Genomic DNA, 16,437 nt, shown 5'->3' with positions numbered 1-16,437 from the left:
CCTGCTTCGTACTGGTGGAGATTGCCATTCCTGCGGCGCAAACGTTTCACAGGGCCAATCCTGCGAAGCTCGAAGAGCGAAGCAGGATGGCGGAGAGGATGGGATTCGAACCCACGATACGCGGTTAACGTATACTCCCTTAGCAGGGGAGCGCCTTCAGCCACTCGGCCACCTCTCCACCGCCGTGTATGCCCAAGTTCGGGCGCGGCTTCAAGAGGGATGAGGCGAAAAGCCGGGGAATTTCTTCCGTTTCAGAGATTTAGCGCTTCTTGCCGTGATAGCGGATCAGGCCTTCCTGCGCGACCGAGGCCACCAGCCGGCCATCCCGGGTAAAGATGCTGCCCCGGTTGAAGCCCCGGCTGCCCGAGGCGCTGGGGCTGTCCTGCACATAAAGGAGCCAGTCGCTGGTGCGGACCGGCGCGTGAAACCACATGGCATGGTCGAGACTGGCCGACTGGAGCTTGCCCTGCATCCAGCTCACGCCATGCGGGCGAATGCAGGTGTCGAGCAGCGTCATGTCGGAGGCATAGGCCAGCACGCACTGATTGATGGATTCCGTGGTGCCCACATCCTTCACCGCCCGGAACCAGACATGCTGGGCGGGCACCATGGGCTCGGGATCGAAATAATTCTGCGGATCGACGGGCCGGATCTCGATGGGACGGGGCCGCGAGAAATGCGCGGCGATTTCCGGCGTGAGCTTGTCCTTCACCGCCTCGCGCAGCTCCGTTTCGGTCTTCAGGTCTTCGGGCATCGGCACATCGGGCATGTCGGCCTGATGCTCGAAGCCTTCTTCCTGTATCTGGAAGGAGGCGGCGAGATTGAAGATCTGCTTGCCGTGCTGGATCGCAACGACGCGCCGTGTGGTAAAGCTCTTGCCGTCCCGCGCACGGTCCACTTCATAGAGGATCGGCACCTTCGGGTCGCCCGGACGGATGAAATAGGCGTGAAGCGAATGGCAGATGCGCTCTTCCACCGTGCGATAGGCCGCCACCAGCGCCTGACCGATCACCTGGCCGCCGAAAACGCGCTGCCAGCTCACATCGGGGCTGTGGCCCCGGAAAAGGTTCTGTTCGATCGGTTCGAGATCGAGAATCTGAATCAGGTCTTCTACGGCGTCCGGCATGGTCCCATCCATCGCGAATAAAGCTGGCGGAGTGGGCCGGAACATAGGCTCAAACGCGCCTGCCCGCTACCCTCGGGCAAGGCGTTGGCCGCAACCGGTATCTTACTGGCTGGCGAGCCACTCACGCGCCTGGCGTTGCGCTTCCGCGACCTCGGCCGGCGACATCTCCCGGGCAAGTTCCGCCCGGTAGTCGCGCGCCGCAACGCTGCCGCGCATCGCGGCCAGATTGAACCATTTGTGAGCCGTGACGAGATCGACTTCCACGTCGCGCCCCGTCGAATACATCAGGCCGAGATTAAGCAGAGCATCTCCGGAACCGCCCGGCGCCCCAAGTTCACTCTTGTCGGCAACGTCGAATTGCATACGAGCCATGGTTTCAAACCCCCATAAACAGGCCGGACGCGTCTTGCGCGTGCCCGCCGGCTTGCTGTTCATGATCGCAGGACCTTCCTGCGTCATAGGGATGCTTTCATGACCGTTTTGAAAGAATGGTTAACGCCGCGCCCGGGAGTGACGCAGCATTACAACAATTTGACTGAAATTAACCGAAATCAGACCGAAGGTATCTTCATACCGCGCTGCACGGCGGGCCGCGCGGCGACATTCTTCATCCAGCGTTCGATATTCGCGCCCTCGCCCACAATGTCCGGGCGGGCCTGGCGAATAAGGTCGAAACCGACCGCAACCCAGGGATAGGTCGCCATATCGGCGATGGAATAGTCCCCGCCCAGATAATCCGCCTGCCCCAGACGGCCGTCCATCACCTTCAGCAGGCGGGCGCTCTCACCGACATAGCGATCGATGGCATAGGGGATTTTCTCGCTGGCGGTGTTCAGGAAATGATTGGCCTGCCCCATCATCGGACCGACGCCGCCCATCTGCCACATCAGCCATTCCAGCGCCTTGGCGCGCTGGCCGCCCTTCGCGGCGAGGAACTTGCCCGTCTTCTCCGCGAGATAAACGAGGATCGCCCCGGACTCCATCAGCGTCAGCGGCGCGCCGCCATCGCCTTCGCGATCGACGACGGCCGGGATACGCCCATTGGGCGAAATCTTCACAAACGCCGGATCGAACTGCGCCTGATTGCCGAGATCCACCGGATGCACTTCATAGGGAAGCCCGGTCTCTTCCAGCATGATGGACACCTTGTATCCGTTGGGCGTCGTCCAGGTATAAAAGTCGATCATGAGAGCCTCCCAGCTGCCTGATTTGCGTAATCAAAGCGATATGGGCAGCGCAGTGCCCCATTGCGAGCCGTGCGCGGCGGCATTGCCGAAATTGTGATCGCAAGCTGAACTGGAAATCCACCTAGCGCACCTCGAAACGGCCGCCATACGGCTCATCGGGGCCAAGCTCTTCCACGGCGCGAACCGAGGCCATGCGCGGCCCTTCGCGACATGCCGCAATCATTTCGGAGACACGCTCCAAGGGGCCTGAAAAAACCGCCTCGACATCGCCATCGGCCAGATTGCGCACCCAGCCGGAAAGACCGAGAGCGGATGCCCGGCGCATCGCCCAGGCGCGGTAGCCCACGCCCTGAACCCTGCCGCTGATCCGCACGCGCACGGACCGGTTTTCGGTCATCTGCGCCTTCCTTCCGCCACCGCGCGAGGACACCCCCGGCGCCGGCATTCAGTATTTCGCCGTCACCTCGACATGATGGTGACGATGCGTCGGACAGACATTCGGCTCGATCCGGTATTTGCCCGCGGGCAGCTTCGTTCCCACCGCGCTTTCCGGCGTGATGAACGCGGCCACCTGTTCGCTGCCATGATAAAGCGTGAAACCATAAGTGCCGTCGGTGACGCGCGTGATCTCGCCCGCCTCGGGCAGAACGAGATCGCGGCCCCATTCGCGCTCCGTTCCGTATGCATCATGCTTCACCACCGAGCCCGTGCCGGTGACGGAAGCGGCGAAGGCTGCCTGAGGCGCCGCGACCAGAGCCGCCGCCAGAGCGAGTGCGAGCCATTGGCCCGTGCTTTTGCTTCCCATCATCTTGCTCCCCTCATCCAAAAAGAACAGCGCACCCGCGAAGATCGCGGATGCGCTGCAAACCTAGCACACCGTCGCGGGACATGAAGTCCCGCCCATGTGCCGCATCTTAGTTTGCGCGTTGCCCGAAAAGGATCTTGCGAGCCTTCTCGGCGTCTTTGGTCTTGTCTCCCAGGGTGCCCTGACGCAAATCGCGCCCCAGGGCGAACCCTCTGCGAACGGCCGGACGGGCGCTTACCCGTTCGAACCATTTTTTGAGATGTGGAAAATTCTCAAGCCGCTGACCCTGGTTTTTGGCGGGTACGACCCAGCCCCAGCAAGCCATGTCTGCGATGGAATAACGGCCGGCAAGGTAATCGCGGTCCTTCAGGCGCTTGTTCATAACGCCATAGAGCCGGTTCACCTCATTCGTGTACCGCTTGATCGCATACGGAATTTTCTCCTGAGCGTATTGCCGGAAATGATGTGCCTGGCCGGCCATTGGCCCCAGACCCCCCATTTGCCAGAACAGCCATTGATCGACCTCAACCCTCTGCCGCTCGTTTGCCGGGTAGAACTTTCCCGTCTTGCGGCCGAGATATTGCAGGATTGCACCGGATTCGAAGATCGAGATGGATTTCCCCCCGGGGCCATCCGGATCGATGATAGCCGGCATCCTGTTGTTCGGCGCGATCCTGAGAAAGGATCGCTTGAACTGGTCGCCAATGCCGATATTCACCGGTTTCATCACATAGGGAAGCCTGCACTCCTCCAGCATGATCGAAACCTTCCAGCCATTGGGTGTCGGCCAGTAATAGAGTTCGATCGGCTTTTCGGAGGAGCGCACGACCCCGGCCGAAGCGGACCGCTTCGCCGGGGCCGTTTTACGAGTAGCCCCCTCGGATGATTTCCGGCGCGCAGCCATTACTTCTTGGCTGCCGTCCTGCGACGGGTCGCGGGCTTGCGGGCCGCCGTCGTCCGGCGCGTCGCGGTGCGACGAGCAGGAGCCTTGCGAACCGTCGCGCGACGGGTGGCAGACGTCTTGCGGGCAGTGGTCTTGCGCGCAGGCGCCTTCCGGGCCGCTGTCTTGCGCGCTGCGGGCTTCTTCGCAGCGGTCTTGCGAGCGGTCGTCTTCTTGGCCGCAGGCTTGCGGGCCGTTGTCGTCTTCCTGGCTGCAGGCTTACGAGCCGCCGTCGTCTTACGAGCGGTTGTCGTCTTACGAGCCGTCGTTTTACGAGCCGTCGTCTTCTTCGCCGCAGGCTTGCGAGCCGTTGTCGTCTTCCTGGCTGCGGGCTTGCGGGCCGCCGTCGTCTTCCGAGCGGTCGTCTTGCGAGCCGTCGTCTTACGGGCAGCGGGTTTCCGGGCTGTCGTCTTCTTGGCAGCCGTGGTCTTCCGGGCAGCAGGCTTACGGGCGGTTGTCTTCTTCGCCGCGGGCTTGCGAGCCGTTGTCGTCTTCTTGGCTGCGGGCTTACGAGCCGTAGTGGTCTTCTTCGCAGCCGTCGTCTTCTTGGCGGCGGGCTTGCGAGCGGTCGTCTTCTTCGCCGCAGGCTTCTTCGCAGCCGTGGTCTTTTTCGCCGCAGGTTTCTTCGCGGCGGTCTTTTTCGCCGCGGGTTTACGAGCGGTGGTCTTCTTGGCGGCCGTCGTCTTGCGAGCGGTCGTCTTTTTGGCGGTTGCCGTTTTCGGCTTCGCCTTTCTCGTCGTGGTAGCCATGTTAATTCAGCTCCTGATGTGCCATTTGTGTTGGCGACAATCCAAAGACTTGCAACGCACACAAACTCACGTGCCCCCGTACCCATCAAGGCGCACATTGCTACTATGGGCGTCACAAATGCGCTCGGCAACAAATTGCAACAGTTTTACGCAAGCGCAGTCGCGCCACTTTCATGTGAAAGTGGTTTACAAACAGTTCACCGGAAACATGGATTCGTTCGTCAGTCCTCGGAAGGTATGTCTATTTTCTTCGCGAGAATTTCGTTGACGAGTTGCGGATTAGCCTTGCCAGACGTGGCTTTCATGACTTGGCCGACAAACCAGCCTGCAAGTTTCGGCTTGGTTTTGACCTGTTCCACCTTGTCCGGATTGGCCGCGATCACCTCGTCGATCGCCGCTTCGATAGCGCCTGTATCCGTAACCTGACGAAGACCTTCTTTTTCGACGATTTCGATGGCATTTCTGCCCGTTTTGTACATCGAATCAAAAACGTCCTTCGCGATTCGACCTGAAATCGTGTTGTCGGAAATGAGGTCCAGCAGCTCTCCAAGCTGTTTTGCAGACACCGGCGACGCCTCCAGAGAGTGGCCTTCGCGGTTCAGCGCACCGAACAAATCGCCGTTCACCCAGTTCACCGCAAGCTTCGGATCGCGCCCCTTCGCAACCTCTTCGAAGAAGTCCGCACGCGCCCCATCGCTGACGAGAACGGTCGCGTCGTATGCCGACAATCCGTAGTCGGTCATCAGGCGTTCTTTCTTTTCGTCCGGCAGCTCCGGTAGCGATGCTGCAATGCGGTCGACATCCTCCTGCTGCAATTCCAGCGGCAGAAGATCCGGATCCGGGAAGTAGCGATAGTCATGCGCCTCTTCCTTGGAACGCATGGAGCGCGTCTCGCCCGTTTTCGGATCGAAAAGCCGCGTTTCCTGATCGATCTTGCCGCCGTCTTCGAGAATTTCGATCTGTCGGCGCGCTTCATGTTCGATCGCCTGGCCGATGAAACGGATCGAATTCACATTCTTGATTTCGCAGCGCGTGCCGAGCTCACCGCCGGGCCGGCGCACGGACACATTCACGTCCGCGCGCAGACTTCCCTGCTCCATATTGCCGTCGCACGTGCCCAGATACCGCAGAATCGTGCGCAATTTTCGCACATAGGCCTGCGCTTCTTCCGCCGAGCGCATGTCCGGGCGCGACACGATTTCCATGAGCGCAACGCCCGACCGGTTAAGGTCGACATGGCTCATCGTCGGGTGCATGTCGTGAACGCTCTTGCCCGCATCCTGTTCCATGTGCAGACGCTCGATGCCGATTTTCTCGACGCGCTCTTCCGGCAGGTCGATTTCGATTTCGCCCTCGCCCACGATGGGGTGTTTGAACTGCGAAATCTGGTAGCCCTGCGGCAGATCCGGATAGAAATAGTTCTTCCGGTCGAAGACCGAACGCAGATTGATCTGCGCCTTAAGGCCGAGCCCCGTCTTTACCGCCTGCTCGACGCAAACGCGGTTGATTACCGGCAACATGCCCGGCAACGCCGCATCCACCAGACTGACATGCGTGTTTTGCTCTGCACCGAACTCGGTCGAAGAGCCGGAAAAGAGCTTCGCCTTCGACGTGATCTGCGCATGAACCTCAAGGCCGAGAACGATTTCCCAATCGCCCGTGGCGCCCTGAATCCAGTCTTCCTCGCGCGCAACGCGCTTGCCGATGTCCATCACGACCTCCACCAGGCTTCAGGCGCCGCCGTGAACTGCGCGGCCTCTTCGAGTTTGTGTGCAGTGCGGAACAAAGTTTCCTCGTCGAAACCGCGTCCGATGAGCTGCAGCCCCAGCGGCAACCCTTCTTTCGACAGCCCCGCGGGCACCGAAATGCCCGGAAGCCCCGCAAGGTTCACCGTCACGGTGAAAACGTCGTTCAGATACATGGAAAGCGGATCATTGCTCTTTTCGCCGATACCGAAGGCCGCGGACGGCGCCGTTGGCGTCAACAGCACATCGACTTCCGAAAATGCCTGCCGGAAGTCATGCGCGATGAGCGAACGCACCTTTTGCGCTTTCAGGTAATAGGCGTCGTAATAGCCCGCCGACAGCACATAGGTGCCGATCAGCACGCGGCGGCGCACTTCGTCGCCGAAGCCTTCCGCCCGCGTGTTTTCGTACATCTCGGTGATGTCCTTGCCGTCGACACGCAACCCGTAGCGCACGCCGTCATAGCGCGCGAGGTTGGACGAGGCTTCCGCCGGCGCCACGATGTAATAGGCCGGCAGCGCGTATTTGGTGTGAGGCAGGCTCACTTCCTTGATATTCGCGCCCGCCGCCTTCAGCCATTCGATGCCCTGCGACCACAGCGTGTCGATCTCTTCGGGCATGCCGTCCACGCGATATTCCTTCGGAATACCGACCGTGAGCCCCTTCACGCCCTGCCCCAGCGCGGCCTCATAGTCCGGCACGGGACGGTCGACGCTGGTCGTGTCCTGCGGATCGTGACCGGCCATGGATTTCAGCATGATCGCCGCATCGCGCACGTCGCGCGTGATCGAGCCTGCCTGATCGAGCGAGGAGGCGAACGCCACGATTCCCCAGCGGGAGCAACGGCCGTAAGTCGGCTTCATGCCGACCGTGCCGGTAAAGGCGGCCGGCTGGCGGATGGATCCGCCCGTATCGGTCGCCGTTGCCCCGAGGCAGAGTTTCGCCGCCACGGCAGCAGACGAGCCGCCGGACGAACCGCCCGGCACCAGCTTTGTGTCGTCGCCTTCACGGCGCCACGGATTGGTGACGGGACCGTAGAAGCTCGTCTCGTTAGACGAGCCCATGGCAAACTCGTCATTGTTGAGTTTGCCCAGCATCACCGCGCCATCGCGCCAGAGCTGTGAGGTGACGGTGGACTCATAAGGCGGCGTGAAACCGTCAAGAATGTGGCTGCAGGCCGTGGACCGCACATCCTTCGTGCAGAACAGGTCCTTGATGCCGAGCGGCACGCCCTCGATGGCGCCGCCCTCGCCCCTGGCGAGCTTCGCGTCGGAGGCTTTCGCCATTTCGCGCGCCTGCTCCGCCGTTTCCAGCACATAGGCGTTCAGGTCGCGGCCCGCTTCCATCTCGGAGATATAGGCGTCGGTCAGCTCCGCGGAGGTGATCTCCTTCGCCTTCAGCTTGTCGCGCGCTTCGGCGAGCGTGAGGCCGATCAGTTCGTCATTCTTCGCCATGCGCCTTACTCCACCACTTTCGGGACGACATAGAAGCCGTCTTCGGACGCAGGCGCGTTGCGCGTGACCTCGTCCTGCAGATTGCCGACCGTGACCTCGTCCTCGCGCATTTTCATCGTGGTTTCCACGGCGCTGGTCATCGGCTCGACATCGGAGGTGTCGAGTTCGCCGAGCTGTTCCACCCAGTCGAGGATGCTGTTGAGTTCCTTGGCGAGATGTTCCAGCTCATCGTCCCGCACGGCAATCCGCGCAAGCCGGGCGATGTGCCGGACGGTGTTCTGATCGACCGACATAGGCCTGCCTTTGTTGGGGTTAGGAGAGCGGGCGAAGGAAAGCCGTGAAAGCCCCGCATGCGCCCAGTTCTCGCTTGAATCGGCGGCAACATAACAAAGCCTTGGCCGAAGCCGCAACGCCGCCTATTGTCCGCCCGCGACAAAGGCCATTTCGGCTTGAATTTTTGGGGATTTAGCGGCTTTGAGCGGCAATATAACCACGCTGGAAGAGCTGAAGGCCCGTCTGGGGCGCAACAGCCGGCTGATGGGGCTCGATCTCGGCACCAAAACCATCGGCCTCGCCCTCTCCGACGTCTCGCTTTTCGTCGCCTCGCCGCTCGAAACCATCAAGCGGACCAAATTCACCGCCGATGCGGAACGCCTCCTTGCCCTGGCCACCCAATATGAGGTCGCCGCGCTCGTGGTTGGCCTGCCGCTCAATATGGATGGCACGGAGGGCCCGCGCTGCCAGTCCACCCGCGCCTTCGTCCGCAATCTGGAAAAGCTGACCGAGCTGCCGGTGGTCTTTCAGGACGAGCGCATGTCCACCCAGGCCGTCACCCGCACCCTGCTCGAAGCCGATACCAGCCGCGCCCGCCGCGCCGAGCTGGTGGACAAGATGGCCGCCGCGCACATCCTTCAGGGAGCGCTCGACCGGCTGCGGAACCTCTAGAACAACAAGAAGCAGATCATGCTCCAGATCCTCAACGCCCTCATTCCCGTCTTCCTCGTCATCGCTCTCGGCTGGACCATCAAGCGGATGGATTTTCTGGGTGATGAGATCTGGGCACCGCTGGACAAGCTGACCTATTACATCTTCTTCCCCGCCCTCCTCTGCCGCACGCTCGCCGTGGCCGATCTTGGCCCCTATGACATCGGGCCGATGGCATCCGCACTGGCCGCGGGGCTTGCAAGCATGGTCGTACTGCTGATGGTGCTGAAGCAGATATTGCCGCTGACCGGCCCGCAATTCTCGTCCGTCTTTCAGGGCGCGGCGCGCTGGAACGGCTTCGTGGCGCTGGCGGCCATCGCCTCCTTCTATGGACATGAAGGCGTGGCGCTCGCCGCGGTCGGTTTCGCGGTGCTGGTACCCGCGGTAAACGTGCTCTCCGTCCTCATCCTCACGCGCTATGCGGGCGACACGCCTGCCGGTCTCGGTACGGTGGGACGATTGCTGATCAAGAACCCGCTCATCCTCGCCTGCGCGGTCGGTATCGCGCTCAACGTCTCTGGTATCGGGCTTCCCGGCCCGCTCGACCCGACGCTCGACATTCTCGGCAAGGCGGCGCTCACCATCGGTCTCATCGCCATCGGCGCCGGACTGAAACCGGCACACGCTTTCGACACGAAATGGATCGTGCTGCTGACGAGCGGGCTGCGCCTCATCGCCATGCCGCTGATGATGATGGGCTGGTGCTATGTCTTCGGCGTCACGGGGCTACCGCGCCTCGTCGTACTGGTCTGCGGCGCCGTGCCGGGCGCAACATCGTCCTACATCCTCGCCCGCCAGCTCGGCGGCGATGCGACGCTGATGGCAAGCCTCATCACCGGCGGCACGATCCTCGCCGCCATCACGATGCCGCTGATGCTCTGGTTATTGGGGTAACACCCAAAAAGTTTGCGCCCCGTCCCCTTGTGCCGAAGAATACCCGGACGGTGCCCTGACACCGCTTCAAAACGAAAGGGATTTTCGATGGCGCACAAGTTCGAGATCTACAAGGACAAGGCTGGCGAGTTTCGAGTTCGTTTCAAATACAATGGCGAAGTGATCTTCGCGACCGAGGGTTATACGAGCAAGGCAAGCGCTCAGAACGCCATCGACTCCATCAAGAAAAACGGGCCGGGCGCCCCGACGGAAGATAACAGCTGAGACACTTGGGGGAGATTAGACGATCTCCCCTCAATCCTGCCAGGCACTCTCGAACCGCAAGAAGTAGCTCCGCCGTTCAACGGTGGCAGCTACTCTTTGCTGGATTATAGGCCCCGTAATCGACGCCGTCGGAAATTTTCGGACAGTATTCGACGCCGTAGCGATAAGCGGTCTGCAGACCGGAACCCGTAAGATAGGTACAAGCGGCGTCCTTAAGCTCGACAGTTCCACATAGCGGATCGTCGCGAACCAGCAGACCGCCTCCGGTGATGAGCAAAACACCCCAGGCAATCAACAGCAGCCCGATAACTCCACCTATCCAGCGCAGCATGAGATCACGCCATAGGCCGCGACCGATCGATGATCGCGCGCTGATCCACGCCCTCCGGCAGCGTGCCGTAGAGGTCGCCCCAATCGCGGTTGAGGCGGGTGGCACAGAAGGCGTCGGACACATAGTCCGGCGCGTGTTTCACCAGCACCGAGGCCGCCGCGACCTTGGCCATATCCTCCACGACGACGCGGGCGCGCATTTCCAGCGTACCGATGTCGGTGAATTGCTGCTTCAGCAAATCCACCGCCTTGTCGTAATGCGCATTGGCACCCCTGGCGGCGTCGAACTCGGCAAACACAACATCCAGCGCCTCCGGCTCGCGGCCCAGCGCCCGCAGCACGTCGAGGCACATGACATTGCCCGATCCTTCCCAGATCGCATTCACCGGCATCTCGCGATAGATGCGGCCTGCAATGCCCTCTTCCACATAACCATTGCCGCCGAGACACTCCATCGCCTCATAGGCAAGGTTCGGCGCGCGTTTGCAGACCCAGTATTTCGCAACCGGCGTCATGATGCGGCGATAGGCGGCCTCCTGCTCGTCGGTGAAGGCTTCGTCGAAGGATCGCGCCACCCGGAAAGAAAGCGCCGTCGCCGCTTCCGTTTCAAGCGCCAGATCCGCCAGCACGCCCGACATGAGCGGCTGGTCGATCAGATGCTTCTGGAAGACACGCCGGTAGCTGCAATGATGCACGGCCTGCGCCACCGCCTGCCGCATCATGCCCGCCGTCGCCACCGCGCAATCGAGCCGCGTATAGGTCGCCATCTCGATGATGTTGCGCACGCCACGGCCTTCCTCACCGATGAGCCAACCCGCCGCCGCCTGGAACTCGACTTCCGAGGAGGCATTGGACTTGTTGCCCACCTTCTCCTTCAGGCGCTGGATACGAATGCGGTTCGGCTCTCCGTCCGGCGTAAAGCGCGGCATGAGGAAACAGGAAAGCCCGTTCGGCGCCTGTGCGAGCACGAGAAACGCATCGCACATGGGTGCGGAGAAAAACCATTTATGGCCTGTGATGCGATATTCCTCGCCCGGCCCGCCGCCATTCACCGGCTGCGCATGGGTCGTGTTGGCGCGCACATCCGTGCCGCCCTGCTTTTCCGTCATCCCCATGCCGAGCGTAACGCCGGTCTTCTCGCTCGCAGGCTTGAAGGAGGGATCGTAGTCGCGCGACAGGATGCGCGGGAGCCACTCCTCCGCAAGGCTCGGCTGGAACATCAGCGCGGGCACCGCGGCATTGGTCATGGTGATGGGACAGCCATGACCGGCCTCGATCTGGCTCATCATGTAGGTGCCGGCGAGCCGCGAGACGATGGCGCCCTTTTTCGGCGCCGACCCGTCCTTCAAATGGTCCCACGGGCTGCCATGAAGCCCCTGCGCCACAGAAAGCGACATGAGCTGATGATAGGAGGGGTGAAACTCCACCCGGTCGATGCGATGGCCGAACCGGTCGAAGCTCTTCAGCACCGGCAGATAGGCGTTCGCCTGCCGCCCCAGATCGATCACCTCGGAGGTGCCGATCCTGCCGCCGAAAGCCGTCAGATTGTCTTCCGCGGCCCCGCCGCCTTCCCGCGCGATAGTCTCCCGCAGCGCAATATCGCTGGTGAAGAGGTTGTAGTTTTCCAGCGCCGGCGGCTGGTTGAACACCTCATGGGTCGCGAATGCCTCAGGCTCGAACTCGGGATTGGTCATTTTGGGCCACCTCCTGACATTTTGAGGCCCATTGGAGACCCAACGTCACCCCCTACGCAACCCGTGCGAAAGGACGCAGCCAAAACCGAGATTGTTCCTTGCTGGAACCGGGAATCGCACCTATACATTCGGCTTTAATGAGCAGTCCGGAAACATCCCCCGCCCCCATCTTCCCGCATCGTCATCTGATCGGGATCGAGGGGCTTTCTCCCCAAGACATCACCGCCCTGTTGGACCTTGCCGACACCTATGTCGAGCAGAACCGGCGGATCGATAAAAAGGGAGCCGTGCTCAGGGGCCGGACCCAGATCAACCTCTTCTTCGAAGCCTCCACGCGCACGCAAAGCTCCTTCGAGCTGGCGGGCAAGCGGCTCGGCGCCGATGTGATGAACATGTCGGTCGGCACATCCTCCGTAAAGAAGGGCGAAACGCTGATCGATACGGCGGTGACGCTCAATGCCATGCACCCGGACATGATCGTAGTGCGGCACCAGAATTCCGGCGCGGTGGAGCTTCTCTCTCAGAAAGTCTCCTGCTCGGTGGTAAATGCGGGCGACGGCGCGCATGAACATCCGACACAGGCCCTGCTCGACGCACTGACCATTCGCCGCCGCAAAGGAACGCTGCAGGGCCTTCAGGTCGCGATCTGCGGCGACATCCTGCACAGCCGTGTGGCGCGCTCCAATATCCTGCTGCTGCAGACCATGGGCGCGCGCGTCCGCGTGATCGGCCCGCCCACGCTGATGCCCACCGGCATCGAGCGCTTCGGCGTGGAAATCTTCCACGACATGAAGAAGGGGCTGGAGGACTGCGACATCGTGATGATGCTCCGCCTGCAGCTTGAGCGCATGGCAGGCTCCTACGTGCCCTCGCAGCGCGAATATTTCCGCTATTACGGCCTCGACTACGACAAGCTCTCCGCCGCCAAGCCCGACGCGCTCGTCATGCATCCAGGCCCGATGAACCGCGGCGTCGAAATCGACAGCGCGGTGGCCGACGACATTCACCGCAGCCTGATCCGCGAACAGGTGGAAATGGGCGTGGCGGTGCGCATGGCGGTGCTCGACGCGCTGGCGCGCAACCTGCCCAACGATCCCGAAACGGCGGAGACTGCGAAATGACCCGCACCGCCTTCGTCAATGCACGCCTCCTCGATCCGGCCAGCGGCTACGACCAGATCGGAAACCTGCTGGTAGAGGACGGCAAGATCGTCGATCTGGGCCCCGATCTTTTCAATGACGGCGTGCCGGAAGGCGTGGAAACGGTGGAGTGCGGCGGCAAGGTCCTCTGCCCCGGCCTCGTCGACATGCGTGTCTTTACCGGCGAGCCCGGCGCGGAACACCGCGAAACGCTGGCGCTCACCAGCCAGGCGGCGGCGGCGGGCGGCGTCACCACCGTTATCGTCATGCCGAATACCGATCCGGTGATCGACGATGTGGCGCTGGTCGATTTCATGGAACGCCGCGCGCGCGATACCGCCATCGTCAATGTCCATCCCATGGCGGCGCTGACCAAGGGCCTCAAGGGACAGGAGATGACGGAGATCGGCCTGCTGAAGGAAGCAGGCGCGGTCGCCTTCACCGATGGCGACAAGGCGGTCGCCAATGCGCAGGTCGTTCGCCGCGCCATGTCCTACGCAAAACTTTTCGACGCCTTGCTGGTCCAGCATGCCGAAGAGCCTGCACTTGCCAGCGGCGTGATGCATGAAGGCGAATTGTCGAGCCGCTGGGGCCTGCCCGGCATCCCGGCCGCCGCCGAAACCATCATGATCGAGCGCGATCTGCGCCTCATGGAACTCACCGGCGGACGCCTCCACATCGCGCAGATTTCCTGCGAAGCCTCGGTCGAGATCATCCGCGCGGCGAAGAACCGGGGATTGCAGGTCACTTGCGGCGTCTCCGCTGCACACCTGCAACTCAACGAACTCGACATTCAGGGCTACCGGACCTTTTTCAAGCTTTCGCCGCCGCTTCGCAGCGAACAGGACCGCCAGGCCCTCGTCGCGGGGCTGGCCGACGGCACGATCGACGTCATCGTCTCCGGCCACGACCCGCAGGACGCCGACGTCAAACGCCGCCCCTTCGAAGAAGCCAATTTTGGCGCCATCGGGCTTGAAACGCTGCTGGCCGCGGGGCTCGCCCTCGTCCATTCCGGCGACGTACCGCTCGCGCGCCTGCTCGACACCATGACCCATGTGCCCGCCGACCTGCTGGACCTGGGCACGGGGCGGCTTGCCGCGGGTCTGCCCGCCGACCTCATCCTCATCGATACGGATATGCCCTGGCAGTTGAAGCCGGAAGCGCTCAAATCCGTTTCCAAGAACACACCCTTCGAGGACCGGCGCTTTCAAGGCCGCGTTTTGCGGACTATTGTCGGCGGCCGGATGGTTTTCGTTCACGGGGAAGAGGGCTAAGCATGTTCGAGGGGGTTACGCTGGCGACCGACGGGCCGTGGCTCGCCGGTGCGCTGATCGTCGGATATCTGCTGGGGTCGATCCCCTTCGGCCTGCTGCTGACCCGTATCGCGGGCCTCGGCGACATTCGCGACATCGGCTCGGGCAGTATCGGCGCCACCAACGCGCTGCGCACGGGCAATCGCTGGGTCGCCGCCGGGACGCTTCTCGGCGATGCTGGCAAGGGCATTGCCGCCGTCCTCATCATGCGCGAATTCGGCGCCCACCCCGTCACCATGGCGGGGCTGGCGGGCATCGGCGCCTTTCTCGGTCATCTCTACCCGGTATGGCTCAAATTCAAGGGCGGTAAAGGGGTCGCCGTCTTCATCGGCATATTGCTGGCGCTCTACTGGCCCATCGGCCTCCTCTTCTGCGCGACATGGCTCGCCGTGGCGGTTCTCGGCCGTTACTCCTCGCTCTCCGCGCTCGTCGCCGCGCTGCTGACGCCGCTCTATCTCGCCTGGCTGGACCAATGGCAGCTCGTGGCGCTGTCCGTGCCGCTTGTGGTGCTGATCTACTGGGCGCACCGCGAAAACATCTCGCGGCTGCTGAGCGGTACCGAACCGAAAATCGGCGCAAAGAAAAAAGAGACCAAAGCCGACGGTAGCGAGGCAGGTCAGTGAGCCCGCTGCCGCAGGAAGAGCGCCTGGCGCGCCTGCGGCTCGCACGTAGCGAAAATATCGGCCCCGTCACCTTTCGCGATCTGCTCGAACATTTCGGTTCCGCCGGAACCGCGCTCGACGCCCTGCCCGGCCTCGCGGCGCGCGGCGGGCGCAAACGCGCGATCCGGGTCGCGAGCGCCGCCGATGCAGAACGGGAAATGGCGACGCTGGAAAAGTTCGGCGCCACGCTTCTCGTTCTGGGCGATGCGGATTATCCGCCACCCCTCGCCCTCACCGACCCGCCTCCGCCGGTCATCGCGGTAAAGGGAAACCTCTCGCTTCTGACACGCGACACCATCGCCATGGTCGGCTCGCGCAATGCCTCCGCCGCGGGGCGGCGGATCGCAGGCGATATCGCCAAGGGTCTGTCCGAACGCGGATATGTCGTCGCCTCGGGTCTTGCGCGCGGCATCGACACGGCCGCGCATCAAGCATCGCTGGCAAGCGGCACCATCGCGGTGGTCGCCGGCGGCCTCGACATTTTCTACCCGCCTGAAAACGAGAAACTGCAACGAGCCATCGGTGAAGACGGCCTGCTTGTCGGCGAAATGCCGCCCGGCACGAGCCCACAGGCCCGCCATTTTCCACGCCGCAACCGGCTGATTTCCGGCCTGTCGCTGGCAACGGTGGTGGTGGAAGCCGCGTTGCGCTCAGGCTCGCTCATCACGGCGCGCTATGCACTGGAGCAGAACCGCGAGGTCTGCGCGGTGCCCGGCTCGCCGCTCGACCCGCGCGCACATGGCGCGAACCGCCTCATCAAGCAAGGCGCGACACTGGTGGAAACGGCGGAAGATGTGGTGGATGCGCTCGGCGCACCTCATCAGGCGCATCGACGCCTGGCGGAACCGCAACATGTCGATTTTTCACAGCCGTCGCAGGGCGCAGAGCCCGACGACGCGATACGCCTGCGTGTTCTCGAAGCACTCGGCCCCACGCCGACGCCGCTTGGCGACCTGCTGAACGAGGCCGCCGCCGATCCCGGATCGGTTCGCGCCGTCCTGATCGAACTGGAACTTGCCGGCCGCCTGCAACGCGACCCCGGCGACCGCCTGAGCCTTATTCCCCCCGACGATCGGTCCCGCTAGACCGGTCCCGCCATGAGGTCGACCAAGACTCGCCCGTTTGCGAGAGTTGACGGGCCTCCTCCAATG

19 protein-coding genes and 1 tRNA gene are annotated in these 16,437 nt (G+C 62.6%); 7 read left to right on the top strand and 13 right to left on the bottom strand.

Going from position 1 to position 16,437, the window contains the following annotated elements; genetic code table 11:
• Positions 1 to 87 precede the first annotated feature (87 nt).
• From ACSSVQ_RS00550 to gatC, 11 genes are all read right to left on the bottom strand, one after another.
• Positions 88 to 178, bottom strand: a tRNA-Ser gene (locus ACSSVQ_RS00550).
• An 81-nt stretch (positions 179 to 259) separates the two neighbouring features.
• Positions 260 to 1,126, bottom strand: a complete 867-nt coding sequence (gene tesB, locus ACSSVQ_RS00545; protein ID WP_454180390.1) for an acyl-CoA thioesterase II — start codon at positions 1,124 to 1,126, stop codon at positions 260 to 262.
• Between the two features lie 102 nt (positions 1,127 to 1,228).
• Entirely contained in the window at positions 1,229 to 1,561 is a 333-nt protein-coding gene (locus ACSSVQ_RS00540; RefSeq protein WP_454180389.1) for a hypothetical protein, read from the bottom strand.
• A gap of 116 nt (positions 1,562 to 1,677) precedes the next feature.
• The gene (locus tag ACSSVQ_RS00535; RefSeq protein ID WP_454180388.1) at positions 1,678 to 2,313 is read right to left on the bottom strand and encodes a glutathione S-transferase N-terminal domain-containing protein; all 636 of its coding nucleotides are present in this window, start codon (positions 2,311 to 2,313) and stop codon (positions 1,678 to 1,680) included.
• 121 nt (positions 2,314 to 2,434) lie between these two features.
• Positions 2,435 to 2,710 carry an acylphosphatase gene (locus ACSSVQ_RS00530; RefSeq protein WP_454180387.1) on the bottom strand — a complete coding sequence of 92 codons (276 nt, stop codon included), beginning with the start codon at positions 2,708 to 2,710 and terminating at the stop codon, positions 2,435 to 2,437.
• A 48-nt stretch (positions 2,711 to 2,758) separates the two neighbouring features.
• Positions 2,759 to 3,121: a hypothetical protein gene (locus ACSSVQ_RS00525; protein ID WP_454180386.1), complete on the bottom strand. Its 363-nt coding sequence runs from the start codon at positions 3,119 to 3,121 to the stop codon at positions 2,759 to 2,761.
• A gap of 106 nt (positions 3,122 to 3,227) precedes the next feature.
• Positions 3,228 to 3,875: a glutathione S-transferase family protein gene (locus ACSSVQ_RS00520; protein ID WP_454184621.1), complete on the bottom strand. Its 648-nt coding sequence runs from the start codon at positions 3,873 to 3,875 to the stop codon at positions 3,228 to 3,230.
• A gap of 146 nt (positions 3,876 to 4,021) precedes the next feature.
• Positions 4,022 to 4,807: a histone H1-like repetitive region-containing protein gene (locus ACSSVQ_RS00515; protein WP_454180385.1), complete on the bottom strand. Its 786-nt coding sequence runs from the start codon at positions 4,805 to 4,807 to the stop codon at positions 4,022 to 4,024.
• 221 nt (positions 4,808 to 5,028) lie between these two features.
• Positions 5,029 to 6,519: an Asp-tRNA(Asn)/Glu-tRNA(Gln) amidotransferase subunit GatB gene (gatB, locus tag ACSSVQ_RS00510; RefSeq protein WP_454180384.1), complete on the bottom strand. Its 1,491-nt coding sequence runs from the start codon at positions 6,517 to 6,519 to the stop codon at positions 5,029 to 5,031.
• A complete protein-coding gene (gatA, locus tag ACSSVQ_RS00505) occupies positions 6,519 to 8,006 on the bottom strand; it encodes an Asp-tRNA(Asn)/Glu-tRNA(Gln) amidotransferase subunit GatA (protein WP_454180383.1) in 1,488 nt (495 codons plus the stop codon). Before gatA ends, gatB begins: the two co-directional genes overlap by 1 nt.
• Positions 8,007 to 8,011: 5 nt before the next feature.
• On the bottom strand, positions 8,012 to 8,299 hold the full coding sequence (gene gatC, locus ACSSVQ_RS00500; RefSeq protein WP_454180382.1) for an Asp-tRNA(Asn)/Glu-tRNA(Gln) amidotransferase subunit GatC: 288 nt from the start codon (positions 8,297 to 8,299) through the stop codon (positions 8,012 to 8,014).
• Between the two features lie 244 nt (positions 8,300 to 8,543).
• On the opposite strand from gatC, the gene ruvX reads away from it, so the two are divergent.
• The 3 genes from ruvX (at position 8,544) to ACSSVQ_RS00485 (ending at position 10,148) form a co-directional block, all read left to right on the top strand.
• Positions 8,544 to 8,951, top strand: coding sequence for a Holliday junction resolvase RuvX (ruvX, locus tag ACSSVQ_RS00495; RefSeq protein ID WP_454184620.1), 408 nt, complete (start codon positions 8,544 to 8,546; stop codon positions 8,949 to 8,951).
• An 18-nt stretch (positions 8,952 to 8,969) separates the two neighbouring features.
• Positions 8,970 to 9,884 (top strand): AEC family transporter, encoded by a 915-nt coding sequence (locus ACSSVQ_RS00490; RefSeq protein WP_293327270.1) that lies wholly within the window; start codon positions 8,970 to 8,972, stop codon positions 9,882 to 9,884.
• Positions 9,885 to 9,971: 87 nt separating this feature from the next.
• The gene (locus tag ACSSVQ_RS00485) at positions 9,972 to 10,148 is read left to right on the top strand and encodes a YegP family protein (protein WP_454180381.1); all 177 of its coding nucleotides are present in this window, start codon (positions 9,972 to 9,974) and stop codon (positions 10,146 to 10,148) included.
• Between the two features lie 76 nt (positions 10,149 to 10,224).
• Here the strand turns inward: ACSSVQ_RS00485 and ACSSVQ_RS00480 are convergent, their stop codons facing one another.
• A complete protein-coding gene (locus ACSSVQ_RS00480; RefSeq protein ID WP_454180380.1) occupies positions 10,225 to 10,479 on the bottom strand; it encodes a hypothetical protein in 255 nt (84 codons plus the stop codon).
• A gap of 4 nt (positions 10,480 to 10,483) precedes the next feature.
• Positions 10,484 to 12,172 carry an isovaleryl-CoA dehydrogenase gene (locus ACSSVQ_RS00475; RefSeq protein ID WP_454180379.1) on the bottom strand — a complete coding sequence of 563 codons (1,689 nt, stop codon included), beginning with the start codon at positions 12,170 to 12,172 and terminating at the stop codon, positions 10,484 to 10,486.
• Positions 12,173 to 12,309: 137 nt separating this feature from the next.
• Between ACSSVQ_RS00475 and ACSSVQ_RS00470 the strand changes: the two genes are divergently transcribed.
• The 4 genes from ACSSVQ_RS00470 to dprA are packed head-to-tail and all read left to right on the top strand — an operon-like array spanning position 12,310 to position 16,371.
• Positions 12,310 to 13,293 carry an aspartate carbamoyltransferase catalytic subunit gene (locus tag ACSSVQ_RS00470; RefSeq protein ID WP_454180378.1) on the top strand — a complete coding sequence of 328 codons (984 nt, stop codon included), beginning with the start codon at positions 12,310 to 12,312 and terminating at the stop codon, positions 13,291 to 13,293.
• Entirely contained in the window at positions 13,290 to 14,585 is a 1,296-nt protein-coding gene (locus ACSSVQ_RS00465) for a dihydroorotase (protein WP_293323514.1), read from the top strand. Before ACSSVQ_RS00470 ends, ACSSVQ_RS00465 begins: the two co-directional genes overlap by 4 nt.
• Before the next feature lie 2 nt (positions 14,586 to 14,587).
• Positions 14,588 to 15,247 carry a glycerol-3-phosphate 1-O-acyltransferase PlsY gene (gene plsY / locus ACSSVQ_RS00460; RefSeq protein ID WP_454180377.1) on the top strand — a complete coding sequence of 220 codons (660 nt, stop codon included), beginning with the start codon at positions 14,588 to 14,590 and terminating at the stop codon, positions 15,245 to 15,247.
• A complete protein-coding gene (gene dprA, locus ACSSVQ_RS00455) occupies positions 15,244 to 16,371 on the top strand; it encodes a DNA-processing protein DprA (RefSeq protein WP_454180376.1) in 1,128 nt (375 codons plus the stop codon). Before plsY ends, dprA begins: the two co-directional genes overlap by 4 nt.
• Positions 16,372 to 16,437 lie beyond the last annotated feature (66 nt).

It is taken from the genome of Parvibaculum sp. MBR-TMA-1.3b-4.2 (assembly GCF_053628815.1).
The sequence above is the reverse complement of the archived record's forward strand: the minus strand, read 5'-3'. Positions and strand labels throughout refer to the sequence as shown.

Coding starts and splice junctions, on each gene's coding strand:
- tesB (WP_454180390.1), bottom strand. CDS start 1,126: ATGCCGGACGCCGTAGAAGACCTGATTCAGATTCTCGATCTCGAACCG.
- ACSSVQ_RS00540 (WP_454180389.1), bottom strand. CDS start 1,561: ATGAACAGCAAGCCGGCGGGCACGCGCAAGACGCGTCCGGCCTGTTTA.
- ACSSVQ_RS00535 (WP_454180388.1), bottom strand. CDS start 2,313: ATGATCGACTTTTATACCTGGACGACGCCCAACGGATACAAGGTGTCC.
- ACSSVQ_RS00530 (WP_454180387.1), bottom strand. CDS start 2,710: ATGACCGAAAACCGGTCCGTGCGCGTGCGGATCAGCGGCAGGGTTCAG.
- ACSSVQ_RS00525 (WP_454180386.1), bottom strand. CDS start 3,121: ATGATGGGAAGCAAAAGCACGGGCCAATGGCTCGCACTCGCTCTGGCG.
- ACSSVQ_RS00520 (WP_454184621.1), bottom strand. CDS start 3,875: ATGCTGGAGGAGTGCAGGCTTCCCTATGTGATGAAACCGGTGAATATC.
- ACSSVQ_RS00515 (WP_454180385.1), bottom strand. CDS start 4,807: ATGGCTACCACGACGAGAAAGGCGAAGCCGAAAACGGCAACCGCCAAA.
- gatB (WP_454180384.1), bottom strand. CDS start 6,519: ATGGACATCGGCAAGCGCGTTGCGCGCGAGGAAGACTGGATTCAGGGC.
- gatA (WP_454180383.1), bottom strand. CDS start 8,006: ATGGCGAAGAATGACGAACTGATCGGCCTCACGCTCGCCGAAGCGCGC.
- gatC (WP_454180382.1), bottom strand. CDS start 8,299: ATGTCGGTCGATCAGAACACCGTCCGGCACATCGCCCGGCTTGCGCGG.
- ruvX (WP_454184620.1), top strand. CDS start 8,544: ATGGGGCTCGATCTCGGCACCAAAACCATCGGCCTCGCCCTCTCCGAC.
- ACSSVQ_RS00490 (WP_293327270.1), top strand. CDS start 8,970: ATGCTCCAGATCCTCAACGCCCTCATTCCCGTCTTCCTCGTCATCGCT.
- ACSSVQ_RS00485 (WP_454180381.1), top strand. CDS start 9,972: ATGGCGCACAAGTTCGAGATCTACAAGGACAAGGCTGGCGAGTTTCGA.
- ACSSVQ_RS00480 (WP_454180380.1), bottom strand. CDS start 10,479: ATGCTGCGCTGGATAGGTGGAGTTATCGGGCTGCTGTTGATTGCCTGG.
- ACSSVQ_RS00475 (WP_454180379.1), bottom strand. CDS start 12,172: ATGACCAATCCCGAGTTCGAGCCTGAGGCATTCGCGACCCATGAGGTG.
- ACSSVQ_RS00470 (WP_454180378.1), top strand. CDS start 12,310: ATGAGCAGTCCGGAAACATCCCCCGCCCCCATCTTCCCGCATCGTCAT.
- ACSSVQ_RS00465 (WP_293323514.1), top strand. CDS start 13,290: ATGACCCGCACCGCCTTCGTCAATGCACGCCTCCTCGATCCGGCCAGC.
- plsY (WP_454180377.1), top strand. CDS start 14,588: ATGTTCGAGGGGGTTACGCTGGCGACCGACGGGCCGTGGCTCGCCGGT.